The organism is Paenibacillus sp. NPDC057934, from assembly GCF_042887565.1.
Lineage (GTDB): Bacteria > Bacillota > Bacilli > Paenibacillales > Paenibacillaceae > Paenibacillus_AQ.
In genome coordinates, this window is record NZ_JBHVPB010000007.1 from 183,695 (window position 1) to 203,186 (window position 19,492).

Genomic DNA, 19,492 nt, shown 5'->3' on the forward strand with positions numbered 1-19,492 from the left:
CAATGTCTCAAAACTTCTAAGCAATTACTAGTGATACCTGTCTCATTACTAGGTACCTCCTCTGAGACCATTCCCTATGAAATCTATCGTAACAATAGTTGGTCCAGGTGGGTTGTGTTCGAGTGGAATGGAGAAAGCAAAGAAATAACTTCTGGCTTCTGTTCGCCCATAAAAGGCTTCATCAAATTAATAAAAGTTCCGGAAGGACTTAAATCGACGAATAAACTCCGGGGAAATAACCTGAGCAATTCCTTGATCGTTCCGGCGACATCGATAGGTCTGCGGATGACTTGCCAGAAAAAATCCCTCTCTGCAACCCTTGTCTCTTTCCCATACAAACCAGATATCCAAGGTATAGAGGGAGAGCGGTAGCTGTATGCCTCTATAATCCTCTGGTAATCATTTCCGATAGAATCCACGTCGGAGGAATGGAAGCCATATTCAACAGGCAAGGGTACGAAAATAATGCCCTGTTGGCCCAAATACTCTTGAACCCGTAGCAATCCTTCTTGAGACCCCGCTACGATAAAATGGTTATCATTGTTAACAGCTGCAATCTCACAGTTTCTGTACAGATCTGGACTAGTATGGAATAATAGATGATTCTCAAACACTGCGAGCATCCCGCCAAGCCGGCAATGGGTTTCCAGGAGCTGTGCTTGCACGACGATCGCTTCCAGCGCAGTTTGCCAAGACCATACGTTTGCAGTTACCGCAGCAACAAAATCCCCTAAGCTGGATCCAGCTACGGCGTCGGGAATGATATCATTCTCCAATAGTACCTGAGTCAGTGCATATTCCACCATGAAGATGGAGGCGTGAGTGTAGAGCGTTCTCTTGAATGGTTCGCCGATTTTCTTATTCGGATGATACAGTTCTTCCAACGCAGACCGGCCGGTAAGCCTTACGAATTCATGATTCAACTTCTCCAGGCAGTCACGAAAGATGGGATTATTGCGATAAAATGGCTCGCCCATGCGGTAATATTGGGATCCTTGTCCGGAGTACAAGAATACTGTGCTTCTACGATCACTCATCTGGCATCTCCTTTCGATTAGTTAAACAATTTCAATTCTTACGAAGAAAGTACAAAGTACCAATTCTACCAGATCAAGCAGTTCCATGTTCAACCCTTCCATTAGCCGTCTTCACGCAGCCAAGCAATATTCCAGCAATTCTCTCCCTTACTTTCCGGTTTTGACAGATTTGATAAAGTCATAACCCCTTCTGTTCCCATCCCGGCAGTATGCAGCAGCAGAGGATGATCGGCTTCTGGAGAGGCTAGCATTTTCCGATTTTCTTCAGAGCTTCTCGCTTCTTCCTTAGGAACCCAGTACCTTTCTTTAGCGAAGGGATAGGTCGGCAAATGGATGCGGTTCGGCCGATAAGAACCATACAGGAGGTTCCAATCCACCGAATTACCTGCCGTCCACCAATCGGCCATAGCATTCCAATCGCCTATATTATCCATATTTTGCACCGAATTTGTGGGAGCTACTGATTTGTTGTTTTGCTGATGGCTAGATCCATCCCCCTCGAACCAATAATCTTTCCTCGGTTCATCATTGCAATAGCATTCCAACTTATGCATCAATTCTTCCAGAGAAGCAGAAACAAAAGCTACCCTACATTTCATCTCTTCCCGTCCCGTTTGGAGTGTAAAAGCAGCCTCCCTCAACAGCTGGTGGATATCCTCCGGTGGGCATAATACTGCATCATTCTTCATCTGCCATTTCTCAAAGTATTGGAGCAACTTTTGCGCATATATTTGTAAAGCTCGTTTACTTTTGGCCGATAAAGGCACAAGGTAATACTCATAAAAACTCCCCACTCCTCTACAACTTTCGGGGCTGGTTTCTATATATTCTTCTATAATTAAATGGGCATTACTTCCATTTGCTCCAAAGGAGCTTATGCCTGCCCGCCTTGGATAGACCTTCTTTTCCCCAGAAATTTCAATCTCCGGTCTAGCCCACTCTGCACGGTCGCGTTGAACGAAAAAAGGCGTATCCTCAAATGATATGTAAGGATTTAGTTCTTTTGCATGCAACGAAGGGAAAAAGGTTTTATGCTTCATTTGCATAAGGACTTTGGTTACTCCCGCAATACCAGCCGCCGCTTCCGTGTGACCAATATTTGATTTTACCGACCCTATAGCACAATATTGTTTTTCTGGGAACCACTTGCCAAACGCCCGTTCGAGGCCGTGCACTTCGATGGGATCACCTAATGAAGTGCCCGTTCCATGGGCTTCCACATAACTAATCGTCCTAGGATTGATGCCTGATCGGGCTATGGCGTCCGCAATAACTTCCGACTGGGCAACCGGATCTGGAACCGTAGCTCCTGATGTCTTACCGGCATGATTGATGGCCGAACCCTTGATCACTCCGTATATCGGATATCCGCCCTCCTCCGCCTGAGATCGTTTTGCCAAAAGTATCGCTCCTACTCCTTCCCCCGGAACATAGCCGTCTCCGCCACTTCCAAAGCTACGACAACGACCATCCGATGACAGAAACTGAGCCTGGTGCAGGAACAGGTACTTATGGGGGTGTGTCACAAGATTTACTCCCCCAGCAATCGCATATTGACACTCTCCCCGCTTAATGCTTTCACTTGCCATATGAATCGCTGTCAAAGAGGAGGAACACATGGAATCGATGGATATAGAAGGGCCATGGAAATTGAATGTATAGGATACCATGTTGGCAATGGACGCAGCAGAAACGCCAAAAGCCAATGGATTTCCGCGCTGCGTCATTTCCGCGCTAAAAAGCTCATAGGTATTCCAGAATACTCCGGCGAAGACACCTACGCTTCGATCGCTAGAAGAAGGAAATTCGTGCTTGTTCCTGTTTATCAGGAAACCCGCATCTTCACAAGCCTCCCATGCGACTTGCAAGAATTGTCTGGCTTGAGGGTCCATCCTCTCTGCCTGCGCAGCAGAAATGTTAAAAAACATGGGATCAAATTCATCAATTCTATCCAAAAATCCGCCATATTTATAGTATTGCTCTACATCATAGTTTAAGTAATTGTTCTCCCAACGTTCCTTTGGAATAGAGGAAATGCAGTCTTTCCCTTTTTCCAGATTGTTATAGAACTCGTCAATATTGTTCGCCATGGGATATTTGCCCGACAAACCAATGATAACAATGTCCTCGTCGGTCCCCGAGCTTATGGTTTCTTCCAAGAGAGTGTTCCTACGATCATCGGATGACCCGGATTGGAGGAAGTCCCTTCTAATTTTATCTCCGTCACCGTACAAGATGATGGCTTGGGTCAACGAATGTGCCAATATGTTATCCATAGCTTGAAGCCCTACTTTTGTCGGAAGAGCGCGATTTCCTCTTGAGCGATAGAACATCTGTTGAATGTTCTCATCGATCTGCATTCCACCCTCCTGCCATAAAGGCCAATTCAATGTAATCGTCCGTCCGCTACGCTCTCCAACGTCCACCTTTGTTTGCCGTTCCGCCGCTACCAAATCCAAACAGCCATTCACACTGGAATAATCGGCCTGTCCAAGATTTCCGGTAATGGCCGACACGGAGGAGAAGACCACAAACCAATCCAGATTGTCTTCTTGTGTGGCTTGATCTAAATGGCGAAATCCGCGCACTTTCGGAGCGAACACTTCGGAAATCTCATAGGCATGCTTTTGAAGAATGATTTTATCCTTGATTACGCCTGCACAATGAAAAATTCCTGTGATCGTTCCCCATTGCATACGGATTGAATCGATTGTATTCTTCACATCCGATTCTTTGCTAATATCCGATTCAAAAAACAATACTTCCGAACCCATTTTTATCCATTCTCGAATCATCTGACTTTTATGTTGATCTGGCTTAGATCGACCAATCAAAGCGATCTTTACCCTCTCTCGGGATGCAAGGTGGTTTGCCACCTGAATCCCCAAGCCGCCCAATCCGCCCGTGATCACATATACCCCATCTCTTTTGTACAAAGGGTCGCTTATCTTGGGATGAACTTCATTGTATTCTTGAATTAAACATTCACCGGTATCCATCCTGTGCCATAAGGCAATGTTACCTTCTTCATGAGCATTAGCCTCCCGCTTAAGCCATTCGGCCATTAGCTTGTTGGATGACTGCTCTAAACTCGGCTCTAGCTTGATGATTTGACTATGAAACTTCGGATTCTCCAGATATAGCGTCTTCAACAAGCCTTCCAACGCAAAAACATATGGGCTTCCATCAACGGAAACAATCTGCAACAGGATTTGTTCATTTGCCTTTCTCTTCATGATGGACTGGATATATAACATCACCTGCTTCAACTTATCTTCGAATTGCAACGTTTCGTCCGGTTGACCAGAATGGAGCCGATAAAATTCATCAAAATATTGCTCATCAACCATTAACTCAGTGGGATAATCGTAGAGTATGACTACATGGTGCCGCCTAACTGAGCTCTCTCTTCGCTGAATCTCTCGCTTTACCCACTTACGATCCAAATATATAGTTTCCCCCAGATCTTCCTGAATAGAACTTTCTGGAGATTTCGTCCCATTCACAGTCGCTTCCTCACAGTGGGAAAATGCACTTTCGTAATGCTCCAATAAGTAATCCGATAAACTGTCGATAGTTGTGTATTCAAACAGCAAGGTTGGATATAATGTCCCTTTGATCCTCGCTTCCAATACTTTAACTAAACCCAGTAATTTAACCGAATCCAATCCCAATTCATAGAACCCATCGCTTGTACAGATGTGGTCCGGATGAATTTGCAACGCTTCGGCTATAACCCCAATCAAGTAAGCCTGAGTATGCTTTTTAGCAACACTGGAATCCTGAGGACTTAAAGGAAGGGCCGGCTGAGCCTTCCCCTTTACATCAGACTCCTCCGTTGGCATATCGCCGATTGCAGAAAAGGCATTCTCATGGTTCTCAAGTAAATATACCGCCAGTCTGTCAATCGTAGAGTATTCGAACAGCAGGGTTGGGTATAAGGATGTGTTTAGCTTTTCTTCCAATACCCTTACCAACCCTAGCAATTGAATCGAATCCAATCCCAGTTCATAGAACCCTTCACTCGTGCTGACTATATTCGTTTCGGTGTTAACCTTCGCAATGATACCAATCAGATATGCGGTAATCCGTTGCTTTTGTTCCAATCGGAAAGACGACTCCAAAACAGGCTCTTGCCCTGTTATCAATAAAGGATGTTGGAAGGAACTAGTTGACCGGTTCTCTTCTAGGCTCTGGATGACATTGGATTCCCTAATCCGCTTCACGCTAAATTTCTCAAATTCTACCAGCACTTCTCCAGATTCGTCATAGACCGTGATATCCCGGGATACAATATCAGGGTTGATAGGGAGAACGCTTGTCGGCGCCCTCTCTATTGTGTGGGTAAACACTGTTCTCGTAAGCTTCCGATTAATGCAGAATCGCCCTATGGATATCGGCAAATAAGTAGATCGGTCCTCGTTGATCCAATTCTGCGTGCCGTTTATGCTGAAAGACATGCCGGCCATGGATGCTCCGTCAAGGAAGGCCACATGTGCATAGAATGCGTCGAAATATCGGTACGCAAGTTCGCTAAGTTGTAGTTGCATGACCTCATCATTTCCCCTTTGGTACACTCTTCCCAAAGTTTTCATGAAATCATCATGCTGAACCCCGCTCTTACGCACCACCTCATACATTTCATCCATATCCCATTGTTCTTCCGAATTTTGAATGAACATTGGGAGGTCCATGGGCTGAGGTTTCTGTGCCTGCTCATCTATAACGTCCAATAAACACTCCATATTCTCCGTTGGCTGAGTCTCCAGTTCTATCCCATTCTTCACTTTCTTACTGGTTATCGTAATCCTCCAATGGTTTGGCAAAGGAGAGAATGTGACAAAGATATGGCGGTCAAATGCTTCCGATGTCACTACCGGCTGCTTGAATAAAATCTGTCTCAACTCGATCTTCATCGTCCCGATATGGATGTCTGACAAACGGTAAATCATCTCCAGCAACGCAATACCTGGCAAGGTCCGCACGCCATGAACCCTATGATCCCGCACAATGAAATTGTCATTATGCAATTTTTGCATAAACGTCTTTGGCTTTCTCATAGACTAGCCTCCTCTATTCAACTTCCAGGACTTCAAAAAATGCTGTGAATTCCTTATCCAGTTCTTCCTTTCTCTGCGGTTCCGGCCAATATCTCTTGCGAAGAAATGGAATCTCATTTTTTGGGGGTACAAGGGAAGCACGATGTGTATCCGGAATTCCTTCATTACTAACAATGATATGGGCGTTGTTTCCGCCGAGACCAAATGAACTGATACCGGCCCTCAAAACCACCCCGGGACAAGTCCACTTTTGATGCTCTTGCACAATATAGAAGGGAGAATCTTCAAAGTTAAACCTCGGATTCGGAGTATCGCAATGCAAAGTTGCCGGCAACTCTTCATGAACCATCGACAATAAAACCTTAATAAAACTGGCAATGCCTGCAGCGCAAATCGAATGGCCAATATTACTCTTAACGCTGCCTACTCCGCAAAAATGCTGTCTGTCCGTATATTTGGAGAACACGTTCTTCAATGCTTTCAATTCTATCGGATCACCGATTAAAGTTCCTGTCCCATGGGTCTCAACATAGCTAATAGTACTGGGATCAATCCGGGCGTCAGCAATAGCTTTCTCGATCAACTCCCTCTGAGCCTCGGGATTCGGAGTAGTGATGCCCATGGTGTTTCCGTCATTATTGATCGCAGAACCGTCAATAACGCCATAGATTCTATCATTGTCTAGAATCGCTTGCTCGAGAGATTTTAAAATAACAATCCCGCAGCCTTCCCCCACTCCGATGCCGTTGGCATGAGCGCTGAAGGCTTGACATTTCCCATCAGGTGACAAGATGTTGGCAGCACTTAGCAGAACGTAGATAGACTCGTCCAGGATAATATCCACTCCTCCGGCCAATGCCATTTCACTCTCGCCGTTCAAAATGCTTTTCGCAGCTACATGAATGGCCGTTAAAGAACTGGAGCAAGCCGTATCGACAACCATATTGGGACCTTTAAAGTTGTAATAATGAGATAAGTGGGCCGCGATGAAGTTTTGTCCAATCCCAACAATTGTGTCTTTATCTACCTTCCCAAGCTTTTGATAATAGCTACTCGTTCTCGCACCAATGAAAACACCAACTTGCTTATTCCACAGTTCCTCTTTTTCATAACCTGCATCAGCCAAAGCGCTTGCCCCGCATTCAAGGACTTTGCGCTGAAGCGGATCAATCTGGACTGCCAGAGATTCCGGAATTTGAAAGTACGCAGGATCGAAGTCCTCGATTCCCTCCAAAAACGCCCCGACTTTCTTTTTTCCTCTTACACTAGGATGTTCTTTTTCTGTGTCCCAACGGTTCGTGGGCGCCGGTTTAATACTATCTTTTGCCTGTTTTAAATTATTCCAATATTCCTGCTTGTTAGATGAATCTGGGAATTGACATCCAATCCCTACTATCGCTACTTTATCTTTGCAGTTGATGCCTTCCTCTCTTTGAGCCTTGGGAACCCTCTCTACACCAAAATTTGTAGAAACAAGCTGCTCTTGCACTAGCGACTCATCAGGTATCCGCTCCTGATGCTTCTCATTCAAGCCCAACCGCAATCTCAACTCATCTTCATACGTTTGCGATAAATATGCCGCCAGATTCCTCAAGATCGGATACTCTAGAATAATGGAAGGGTCGATCGCCACATTGTTTAACTCCAAATCCATTCTTGTGACGACCTGAGCCAAGAGAATAGAGTCCATTCCATATTGTTGAAACGGAATATCCAATTGAATTTCAGAAGGATCAATCCTCAATTCATTAGAAAATAAAGAGATAAGCCAAGCCTCTGTCTTACCAACTAAGTTATCCACCGCCACAGATGAGGGTGCGGCCCGTTCCTGCTCGTTCGCTAATCTCACCTCAGTCATTAATCCGTGAGATTGTACCCCTTCCGGAAATCGACCGTCAGAAGCTAAGCTATATGTCGCTGATCTACCTAGTCGTATCCTCACTACCTCAGGGTACATTTCCATCAAATGCTCTACTAGGCTTCTTATTGTGGGATATTCCAGAATAATTGATGGGTCAAGAGCAATACCTTCCAGCTCATTGTCCATTCTTGTAATCACCTGGGCCAACAGAATAGAGTCCATCCCATACTGTTGGAATGGGATATCCGGTCCAAACTCCGATTCATCAACCCTCAGCTCCTTGGCAAACAAAGAGATTAGCCAATCTTGTATTGTCTGGGCCAACCCGTCGCGGCTCATCTCCTTTGGGACATAATCATGACTATTAAAAGAAGGCTGGGCCTCCTTCCAGTCGAGATTAACAGCCTTAAGCCTACGCAAGGACATCAATCGACCGGGTTCCCAAGCTGCAGGATTTACCAATGCAGGAAGAACAACCGTCCGGCTCTTCAAAGCCAAAATTCGATCCAGTGCGGTTAGGCCCTCTTCGTTATTCATACTGAGCATCCCCGTATGCCGGTACGGAACGGTGAACACTTCTCCCATGCCCTCTTCTTTCCAACTTGACCATTGGATACTGATGATCGGACATGTGCGGGATTTGGCTTCAGCGAAATAATCCATATAGGCATTGCCCATTGCATAATCGCTAATACTGGATCCAAGTGTCGGGATGATCGCAGAAACGGAAGAGTACAAAATGAAGAACTGCAACGGTTCATTCTTAAAGATCTCGTACATAACGTCCAACCCGATCAATTTGGGATGAAGAACCTGTTCCATTGCTTCAGGCGATTTCCGGATAAACGCTAAATTCTCCAAATCAGCAATTCCCGCACAATGAATAACTCCCCCAATCGGTCCCATAAAGCGCTTGACACTGTCCATGCTGGCGCGCATGGAATCAATATCGCCCAAGTTGATGGACTGAACAAAAACCTCCACGCCTTCTCTCTCGATCTCCCGAATGGAGCGGATTTTCCGGGCCATCTTCGTATCCTGATCCATGAGAGCATCCCATTGATCCCTCGGAGGAAGAATCTCTTTACCAGAGAGAACCAATTGCCTGACTCCGTAATGTTTCACGAAATGCCGGGCACACAATAAACCCAATCCCCTTGTCCCGCCCGTAATCCACAGAACATGATTGGAGGGGAATTTGCGGTCCAATATGATGGGGCGGGAATATTCTTCCGCTTCTTGAAGAAATGCCCGGTATCTCTCACCACCGCGGTAACAGACCTCTGTATCCTCGTTATCAGCCGAGAACTCCCGCATAATTTGCTCTGCAAGATCAGCATCATTTACTGCAGGGTCGCCATCCATATGACGCGAACGAACATAGCTATACTCACTTTGGAGCATCCGGTACAAGCCTACTCGGGATGCTCCGGCCAAATTGATATTTGTGTTTTCATAGGATTCCAACCCTCGGGTTACACAAATCACCATGAAGCCTTCTCTTCTCCCATACTCTATCAGTTTCTGCAGCCATGATAACCATTGCATATCCTTTGAAATCCCATTTCCACAGCCGATAAGGTCGATGAATCCGGAATAATATTCCCATGTCCGCTCCGGCTGTTGAAGCACAGAATGCAAATCATGGAGATATACAATGTCTGACCCAGGAATGTACCGGGTTAAGTGCCGGGCTAAAAGTTCAGTTTCTTCTGAAGCCAGTATGAGAACGTTTCTGCGCTGCTCCTTAGCGGATGATTCTATAGAAGCCCGCTCCCATTGCTTTATAACATAGCTTAGTGTGGGCTGTTCCGATGCAGGATTTTTTTCCTTAAACATTGCTTTCTCGGAAAAGTTATCGAAGTTCTCATTAGTTATTCTCTTTATCTGGGAGACCCAGTATCTCTCTCTACCGAACGGGTAGGTGGGAAGAGGAATCCTGGTATACTCTCCCTTCGGAAAGAGTCCCTGAAACTCCAGTTCCATCCCTTGTACATAGAGTTTAGCAGCCTCAGCTAAATACTCCATATAAGCTGAATCCCGAAGCTTCTCCCCGCATTTGGCAATACATTCATTTCCATATAACTCCAGACGTTCCCGCTCCTCCTGCCGAATATCATTCGCAGGGTTCTGCGTTGAAAATACACTTGGTCCGCTTTCATGCATCAACCATTCTCTCAAATTCGCAATAAGCTCCGGCAGGTATTGAACAACACAGGCCAACCGATGATTGAAATGCTTGCGTCCAACGAATAGGGTGAAGCTCAGATTCCCGCAGTCCAGCTCAGGCTTCTCTGCACAATAATTTATCAATTGTAAGACTTGCTGGCGCAACTGATCTTTGGTCCGGCCTGACAAAACTACTACATACCCTGGCCTTGAGGCATGAGAACGTTTAAACTCCGGCGCTTCCTCAATTACCATATGTACATTTGTACCGCTAAACCCAAACGAGCTGATCGCAGCCTTTCGTTTTATATCAGAAGGAACAGACCAAGGTTTTAGATGTTGATTGATATAAAACGGACTTCCTTTCAATTGAATATTGGCATTCTCCTTCTCGAATTGCAGAGACGGGAGGATTTGCTTATACTGCAAGGAAAGTAGAATTTTGATCAGGCCAGCAACACCGGACGCATATTGGGTGTGGCCAACATTGCTTTTGATAGTTCCAAGCGCGCAATAATTCGTCTTATCTGTATATTTGGTGAATGAACGGGAAAGTGCCTTGAACTCAATGGGATCGCCTAACTGCGTACCAGTCCCATGGGCCTCCAAGATCTGAATCTCCTCGGGATGTATACCAAACGAATCGTATACGGTTTGCTGTAATCTTTCTTGGGATAAGGCGCTTGGGGCTGTTATTCCGTTGGTTGAACCGTCTTGATTCATTGCCGTGCCTCGGATCACTCCGTAAATATGGTCTCCATCATTCAGTGCATCCTCAAGTCGTTTGAGAATCACGACGCCCGCTCCTTCTCCCGGAACAAATCCATCGGCACGATGGTCAAAAGCGAAACAACGACCCTTATGGGATAACATCCCCGCACGACCGGCGCTGATATAGAAATCCGGGGTCGCCTGCAGAAATATCCCTCCGGCAAGAGCCATCTCCGTCTCCCCTGTCCAAAGTCCTTGACACGCTAAATGAATCGCTGCTAACGAGCTGGAACAAGCGGTATCCACTGCGATGGCGGGTCCCTGCAAATCGAGATAATAAGCAATTCTAGCCGGAATGATGGAGCTCGCATTGCCCCAAAAAGCTTGAGCAGGCTGTTGTTCATCCAACAGTTTCACATAATCGGAGGGGCCGCAGCCTACGTAGACGCCACAAGATTTACTCTTCATAGCCGGTCCGGCATAACCTGCATCTTCCAATGCCGTCCAGGCTTCCTCCAAAAAGATTCGCTGCTGAGGATCCATATACGTGCCTTCCAAACCAGTAATGTTGAAGAACAGGGGATCGAATTGCTCCATGTTGCCAATAAAACCGCCATAATTGCAATAAGCTTTCCCAGGGGGATTGTAAGTGGACAAATCCCAACGTTTGACTTCCTCGATCAAATCCTCCCCATTAGCTAAACGCTCCCATAGCTCGTTAACATTGTTAGCCATCGCAAATCGTCCACTCATGCCAATGATCGCTATCTCTTTCGCGTTCTTTCCGCTGTGAGGGATCCTAGACGGTTGCAGATCGGCAAATCCGCCTTTTTCCTGCCCTAGTGGTGATGCCAACGGAATCTCCGGCTCTCTGGCCACCGATTCGAAATAGGACGGAACCACTTTATCCAGCTTCTCCGACTTATTGAGAAACGCATCGTTCTGTGTCTTACGGTGCAAGAATTGGATTTGGGCGGCCAACTGGTTGACCGTATTGTAATCAAATAAATCTGTATTCTCTAACTCAATCTGCAAAGCCTTATTGATGCTTTGCACCAATTGCACGCCTGTAACCGAATCGACGCCATAGTCCGAAAAGGCATCATCTGGGTCAATCATGTCAAGCGGCACCCTCAAGTAATAGGACACCTTCTGAAGAAGGATGTCCTTCACATTTGCCAAGGACACTTTGGAGTCTAGGATTGGATCAGGTAATTTGTCACCACGGGAGTTCCATCTATTCTCATCCATACTTGAGTTTCGTCCCCATGCGTGAGACGGATTCATTCCGGTTGCCGTTGCTACCTGTTTTCGCTCAGGCAAAGCTAGTGATGGCCTCCTTGCTTCGCCATCAGCGATGGAAAGCCCGGTTAATGCATCTTTATGCCGCTCCATAATAAACGCAGCCAATTGATTAACCGAACTGTAATCAAACAAATCGGTGCTGTCCAATGTTATCCGAAGCTTACGATTAATGCTTTGAACCATCTGTACGCCCGTGATCGAATCCACTCCGAAATCTGCAAAGGAACTATCATGGTCAATCAACTGGAGATTGATTCTCAACGTTTCCGATATATTCTCGAGTATTGTTTGCTTCACAAACCAGATCTGTTCGCCACTTTTTGCCTCTTCCCTTATAGGAGAAGCCGTTCCACCGTGGCGTTGATAGAGGTTGTCTCTTTTTTCATGGGCAAGGGGCCATCCAGCTTTCCCCGGTTGATATGTCTGAACGATCCCGTCGCTAAAGGCCGTTATAATCTGTTGGCCGTATACCGCCATGTCCTCGGCCGGAAAACCAATCCCTTCATATCCCTCCATCTCAAGAACTTTTTTCCATTGTTGAGGATAAAGCCCTGGACAGCCGGGGATACGGTAAGAATTATCCTCGTATTTCCACCATCCATCTAATAACCCGAAGGTAAGGTGAGTAAATAGAGTGCTGTCGGTAAGCTCGTTCAACAGCAATACTCCTTTGTTCCTTAGGATACTTTTGGCGTTGCGAATTGTCTGCCTAATATTCTTGGTGGCATGCAAAACATTGGCAGCCACGACCAGATCATAGCCGCCAACTTCAATGCCTTGTTTACCAACCGGCTCCTCAATATTCAATACATTAAAAGTAAGAAACGGATACTGCTCTCCATAATGAATCTCTCCATGCTTCAGAAACGCTTTGGAAATATCCGTGTAACAGTACTCCTCAATCTCTTGTTCAAAGGCTTTCAACTTGCCAAGGAGCATAGAACTTGTCCCTCCTGTGCCTGCTCCAATCTCCAAGATCCGTATCTGCCTTCCTTTATCCTTGCGAAGCCATCCCTCGATCAGATTTATCACCGTATTAGATAATACCTCGTTGAAATAATCCGCTACCAGATTGTTCTTATATATCCCTTCTACAAGCTTCATCGTTCCTTTAGGAAACATTACATCCGTAGCAGGAACTTTGCTTGTAAGAATATTGGGTAACGCTCGCAAGGTCGTCTCTGCAAGAACAATCTGGGCACTCAGGTTCTCATTCTGCATCAAGAATGGCTTATTTCTCTCCCATTCACTCCAGACTTCCTCTATCCGCGAGGGGCGAAGTCCCTGAAGTGGATGGCGTTCCAGCATAGAAATACTTTCTTCAAACCACTTGTGGTACAAGTCTTTTAACCCCTTGTCCTCTAAGAAAACCTTGTCAGCAGAATTCTCGGTCAACAATCCCATGGTATGCAATTGCCCCCATAGCAATTTAGCAAGCCATTGATTCATCGATTCCAAGGATTGATTTAACTTAATAAACTGTTCATCATTTTTCATGACCGTATCCCCTTTTGAGAATAGTAGGTATCGTTTCGTTTCAAGATTCGCAATAGCATACTATGGATTTGTCCCAATTCACTCCCTGAATTTCCAGCGGAGCCACTGTTTTCATTAGTGCTAATTGATTTATCGGTCCTGACAGAAGCACTTCAAGTGTTTCCATCGCTTCTTCCGGTTCAATGGAACGGATCCCGATCCGGTCCATCTGTTTCTGGTATGAAGCCGACGCAACTACGCCTACGCTTCCCCAATACCCCCAGTTAATCACCTTCACCTTGCACGTCCATTCCAATGAAAGCTGGTGGGCAAAGGCATCCTTGAAGGTGCAACCCGCCACATAATTGCTCTGCCCAGGTGCTTTAGTAAAAGCATTTAAAGAAGAAAAGAACATGACAAAATCCAACGGCTCCTGCTGGAAAACTTGCGCCAAGCTCACGCTAGTATCGATCTTAGCTTTCAATGCTGCCTTAAATTGAGATTCCTCCATATACGCCAGACTCTTATCAGATAAGACAATAGCTGAGTGGATCACCCCATGAATCTTATGATAATGTCTTTTGATTTCATCATATGCCCTTTGCAAATCTAGTGGATCGGAGGCATCTGCGGCGATATACAACGGTGCGGGACCCAATTTCGACAATTGTTCGATTTGTATTTTGATATCCGCATTCATCTCCCGCCTTCCGATCCATACCACCTGCGCCCCATAGGTTCTGATCATATACTCACTCCAAGCCCGTCCAATACCTCCTGCACCTCCAATAACGATATACACGCCCCCGCTTTTGTAACCCGAGACTCCGTGCGAGATCGCTTGAAGAGGAACGAGTTCCTGTCGGTGCCATTGTCCGTCACGGTATACATAAGGGTGGCAGTTGGGATCTGCAGTAAGATGAAGGAGTTCCCTAACTGGCCAAGGCGCATTGGCATCTAAATCTGCCATGCAAACGTCCCAGTGCAAATACTCCTTCGCCATAGAACCGATTAATCCATGGAGACTTGCATGGGTCGGGTTGATTTCGTCATATTTATGGATTGATTGAGCTTGAACCGTAATCACAGTCCAACGCAAATCTTTTGTTCCATAGCCGAGAGAGAGCAAGCTTTTAATCAATCGGAAGGCTAGGACTACCCCGTCATTTTGTTCATCAATCAATGCACTATCAGAAACAGACCGCGATACATGCTCAGGAGAGATCCATACAATATGATCAATTGGACCACAAGCCTCCAAACTGTCTATGATTTCATCAGTTGTACTGATACTGGATAAGTCTAATATTCGGGATAGTGGATACTGGCTTTGCACTTGATGCCTTCTCTCCGCCTTCCCACCGATCACTACCATCTGCCCGTTTGGTGGTGCAAGCGGCATCGATTGCATACTCATCGACTCCCAGACAGGGTTCAAAAGCAACGTCTCCACCGGTAATGGATCTTTGAACACGGATTCCATTGCCAACGTCAGGGACGATTCTTCCGAAGGAAAAGAAGCTTGGGCAGAGCTCCCAGACATAGCGGCACGTCTAGTTGAAAATCCCCGTAGACTTACACATACATGGCCTTCATCGTTACACAGGTCAATATCAAGCTTCAGTGCTTTGCCCTCGTCTCTGAATCCCTCACTATAACGGACCCATGCCCACATCTGGGATGAACATGCAGCCATCACTTCTACTTCCTGTATGGCATAGGGTAGTTGAAGCTGAACGGATTCATCCTGGTCCGAACTGCCTGCCATCAGGACAATGCTGGCTTGTAAAGCAGAATCCATTATGCTGGGATGAAGCATATAGGAACGCTGGATATCCGCTCCATTACAAGAAAGCGACAGTTCGGCAAACACTTCATCCTGACCCAAATAAAGCGTTTTAATCCCTTGAAAAGTATCGCCATATTCCAGACCTATAGATTGAAAGAATTCATAGCACTCCTCAGCCGTCACCATTCCCCGATCGCACCTGCTATGTATAGTCGCCAAATCCAGTCTGCTGGTACCGGTTCCGTTCGAAAAACTTGCGACACCCTGAGAATGAACCACCCTCTCATCCTCTATCTCTGTACTATAGATTTCAAACTGAATCCTATCCGTCCCTTCGGGCATGAGTCTGATGTTTACCTGAACGGGATGCTGGTCTACCCATAAGGGGCTCATCCAAACTACATGCTGCAACTTCATTGTCACTTTCGATTCGTAGCCATCCACGGATTGTTCAACCGCCTTGCGAGCCATCTCAAGATACGCCATACCCGGCAGAATTTTTCGGCCGAACACTTTGTGATCCTTAAGGAAAAACTCTTCTCCTGTAAAGACGGAAGTAAACCGCTGCTCCTGGAGAACAGAGATATTTCTTTGAAGCAAAGGATGCAGCCATGCTAGGGAATTCGGCGCTTTGTTTTCCCCCTTCGTTGCCCAGTAGCGCTCACGGGCGAAAGGATACGTCGGGAGGCTGATCCTTCGGGGCTTGCGATGCCTTTCCGTATACAGGCGGTTCCAGTCCAAATCTAGACCTTTCACCCATAACTGAAGCAGTTTCTCAAACTTTGCCTTTTGAAACCATTGATCAATGGTTTCGATCATATCCTCATCCCGGTCAAAAAGTAGCATAGTCTCTTTATTATGCTTGACCTGCCCTCTATAGAGTGATGGTGTGACCCCTTCAAGCAAAAAACTTCTTAACTTTATTTCGAGTTCTTGTAAAGATTCGACGACAAATCCCAGTCTTTCTTCCATAGGCTCTCTTCCAACCTGAAGAGTATATGCAATGGCCTCAATATCCCGATCTAAGTACTGCTGCTCTTCAATATCAGAGATCAATTGCTGAACTCGTTCTGCCAACCGCTCCTCATTTCTGGCTGATAACACTACCATAACTGGTTTCTGGTAAGCAGTATGGTGTGCCATTGGTTCTTCGGGTTGCACATACTCTTCTATCAGCACATGTGCGTTAGCACCTCCTGCTCCAAAAGAAGAAATACCTGCCCTTCTCGGATGCTCTTGACGGCTCCCCTCTATCGCAACAAACGGCTGTTTCCACTCTGAAAGCTCCTGTTGTACCCTAAACGGCGTTTTCTTGAAATCGATGTTTGGATTGAGGGAGTTAGAGTGCAAGGAAGGCACCAATTGGCGATGCTTTAATTGGAGGAGTATCTTAGTCAAACCTGCGATGCCTGCCGCGCTCTCACAATGTCCAATATTGGATTTCACTGAACCGATGGAGCAAAAATCTGTATCTTGAGTATCCTTCCCGAAAGCCTGCCGTAATCCTTCAATTTCAATCGGGTCTCCAAGAGCCGTTCCTGTACCGTGCGCTTCCACGTAACTAATACTTCTGGCATGAATCCCTGCCCTCTGCAAGGTCTCCGTGATAAGCCGAGACTGAGCTTCGGGATTGGGTACTGTATATCCGTTCGTCTTGCCCCCTCCATTCAACATGGTGCCTTTGATCACACCATAGATCTGGTCTCCATCGGCAATAGCCTTTTGTAAGGGTTTTAAGATTACGGCTCCCACACCTTCACCATCCACAAACCCGTCCGCATTATCGCCAAAAGATTTGCATTGTGGGCCTGGAGAGAGCATCTTCAGTTCGGATAACCGCAGATAGTGCTCTGGATCCACAATCAGGTTCACTCCACCTACAATGGCACATTCGCTTGTTCCGTTGTTTAAGCTTTCCACCGCAAGATGAACCGCTGTCAGAGAGGAAGAACAGGCCGTATCCACAGCCATACTTGGCCCCTGAAAATTGAGGACATAGGACAACCGGTTCGCAACAGACCAATACGCCGCCCCCGTAGGATAGTTGCCATTCATAATGCCGACAAAAACTCCAACCTTGCCGTCTTTGCAGAGCGATTGAGGAGTATAGCCCGCATCCTCGATACAGGCATATGCGGTTTCCAGGAACAAACGCTCCTGAGGATCCATCTTCTCTGCTTCTCTCGGAGAAATACGGAAAAACAAAGGGTCGAATTTGTCGATATCCTTTATAAATCCCCCCCATTTCGTATATATGTTCCTTTCTTGACCCTCCGCCCGATAGTAATCCTGCCATTGCCAGCGGTCTTCCGGAATTTCCGTGATGCAATTTTGTCCATTTTTCAGATGATTCCAGAATTCCTTTAGGTTCTGGGCCTGGGCATAGCGTCCGGTTAGACCGATTATTGCAATATCTTTACTACCAAAAGGTATAGTTGTCGGATCCAATGTGGGAGGAGACATTTCTTTAAACCTCGAGCGGGAAGTAAAACTTCCCTTCGGAGAGGCTGAACGCTCCGTACTTAGCCTCTCTTCAGCCTCAATCTCTTCTCCCTCGGACAACTTAACTGGGGAATGCTTCATACCAATAACCTCGGCTAAAGACTCTTTACGGGAATCCAGGAAATACTGTGTCAGTTTCTCTACCGTGGGATATTGGAAAAACAAAGTGCTGCCAATATCATCCCAGAGTGTACGCAATTGATTTGTTACCTGAATGTTCAATATGGAATCCAAACCATAATCCGCCAGCGGCCTGTTGGCCTCGATCTGTCCGGGTGGAACCTTCAATGTCCGACTCAACATTTCTATAAAGTATTCTTGGCTTCTCTGCCGAAGGGCCTCCTCATTGACTGTGATCTCCGGCTGAGTAGAGTGCTTGCCTTTATATCTGACCGCCTTCTCCTGCTTCCCGGAAACAGGAACGTATTTATTCCTCTTCCGTTGCTGTCGGATCACTCCATCACTAACAGCTTCAACAATTTGTTGTCCGAGAAAATGGGCCTTATGTGCATGAAAGCGTATGGAATGAATCCCCTCGTTCTCCAACAGTGTCTGCCATGTACCAGAAGATAACGACGGACAACCTGGTATTCGCAAAGGAGCGTCTTCATAGGACCACCAACCTTCCAAGAGGCCAAATGTCAAGTGGGTAAATACAGATTTCCCTGTTATCTCATTGATGAAGAGCCGTCCGTCTCTTTTCAGAAGTGCTTTCGTATTACGAATTGTCTGCCTCATATTCTGGGTAGCATGCAGCACATTCGTTGCGATAACTGCATCATATTGGCCGACTTGAATGCCTTGGCTCGCCAATGGTTCTTCGATATTTAAAAGATGGCATGTTAAAAAGGAATAACGAGGACCATATTTTTTTTCACCATGGATGAGAAATGCCTTGGATATGTCCGTATAACAGTATTCGGAAATAGCATGAGCATAAGGTTTCAGTGCAGGCAATAAAGCCCCGGTCGTGCCACCGGTTCCAGCTCCAACCTCCAAAATACGCAAATTAACGTGTGGATCATCATGTACTCGTTCCTTTACCCATGCCAAAGCAGCTTCTACTAGTACGGTGTTAAAGTAATCGGCAATTAAGTTATTCTTATAGACTCCCTCCACACGCTGCATTCCTCCGTCAGGGAACATCAAATCGGTAGCGGGCTTCTTCCCCGTGAGGATCTCAGGTAATGCCCGGATCATGACATCCGCCAGAGCCGCATGAGCCCGTAAGTTCGGGTCAGCTGCCCATTCCCCCATTCGCTTGTCCCATTCCCGCCAAAGAGCCTCCATATCAGAAGCCGGTTCTAGTGCTTCAACACTCGGAAGATCAGACAACAAATTAACGCTTTCCACTAGCCACTTGCGATACTTATCCAACATTCCCGGCAGATCACAATGCTCCTCGGGTTTCGCTTTCAACCCCTGCAATGTTAATCCCATACTCTGCAGTTGCCCTCTTAATAATTGAAGAAGCAGACTATTTAATACTTCCAACGGCTTTCTCATCAAGTCCAGTTGTTCAATGGGATCCATTCTCATCTCTCCGTTTGCTATTTTTCTAAACGGCTGTCTCTGAACGCAG

At 46.2% G+C, this 19,492-nt stretch carries 4 protein-coding genes; all 4 read right to left on the reverse strand.

What is annotated here, in order from left to right; genetic code table 11:
- Window positions 1-83 precede the first annotated feature (83 nt).
- The 4 genes from ACFVRY_RS17735 to ACFVRY_RS17750 all read right to left on the reverse strand — a co-directional run bounded on the left by ACFVRY_RS17735 (window position 84) and on the right by ACFVRY_RS17750 (window position 19,443).
- Window positions 84-1,037 carry an acyltransferase domain-containing protein gene (locus tag ACFVRY_RS17735; RefSeq protein ID WP_387501586.1) on the reverse strand — a complete coding sequence of 318 codons (954 nt, stop codon included), beginning with the start codon at window positions 1,035-1,037 and terminating at the stop codon, window positions 84-86.
- 101 nt (window positions 1,038-1,138) lie between these two features.
- A complete protein-coding gene (locus tag ACFVRY_RS17740) occupies window positions 1,139-6,097 on the reverse strand; it encodes an SDR family NAD(P)-dependent oxidoreductase (RefSeq protein ID WP_387501587.1) in 4,959 nt (1,652 codons plus the stop codon).
- Window positions 6,098-6,110: 13 nt separating this feature from the next.
- Entirely contained in the window at window positions 6,111-13,592 is a 7,482-nt protein-coding gene (locus tag ACFVRY_RS17745) for a beta-ketoacyl synthase N-terminal-like domain-containing protein (RefSeq protein WP_387501588.1), read from the reverse strand.
- Window positions 13,593-13,680: 88 nt separating this feature from the next.
- Window positions 13,681-19,443: an SDR family NAD(P)-dependent oxidoreductase gene (locus tag ACFVRY_RS17750; RefSeq protein ID WP_387501589.1), complete on the reverse strand. Its 5,763-nt coding sequence runs from the start codon at window positions 19,441-19,443 to the stop codon at window positions 13,681-13,683.
- Window positions 19,444-19,492: the final 49 nt, after the last annotated feature.

Coding starts and splice junctions, on each gene's coding strand:
- ACFVRY_RS17735 (WP_387501586.1), bottom strand. CDS start 1,037: ATGAGTGATCGTAGAAGCACAGTATTCTTGTACTCCGGACAAGGATCC.
- ACFVRY_RS17740 (WP_387501587.1), bottom strand. CDS start 6,097: ATGAGAAAGCCAAAGACGTTTATGCAAAAATTGCATAATGACAATTTC.
- ACFVRY_RS17745 (WP_387501588.1), bottom strand. CDS start 13,592: ATGAATCAATGGCTTGCTAAATTGCTATGGGGGCAATTGCATACCATG.
- ACFVRY_RS17750 (WP_387501589.1), bottom strand. CDS start 19,443: ATGGATCCCATTGAACAACTGGACTTGATGAGAAAGCCGTTGGAAGTA.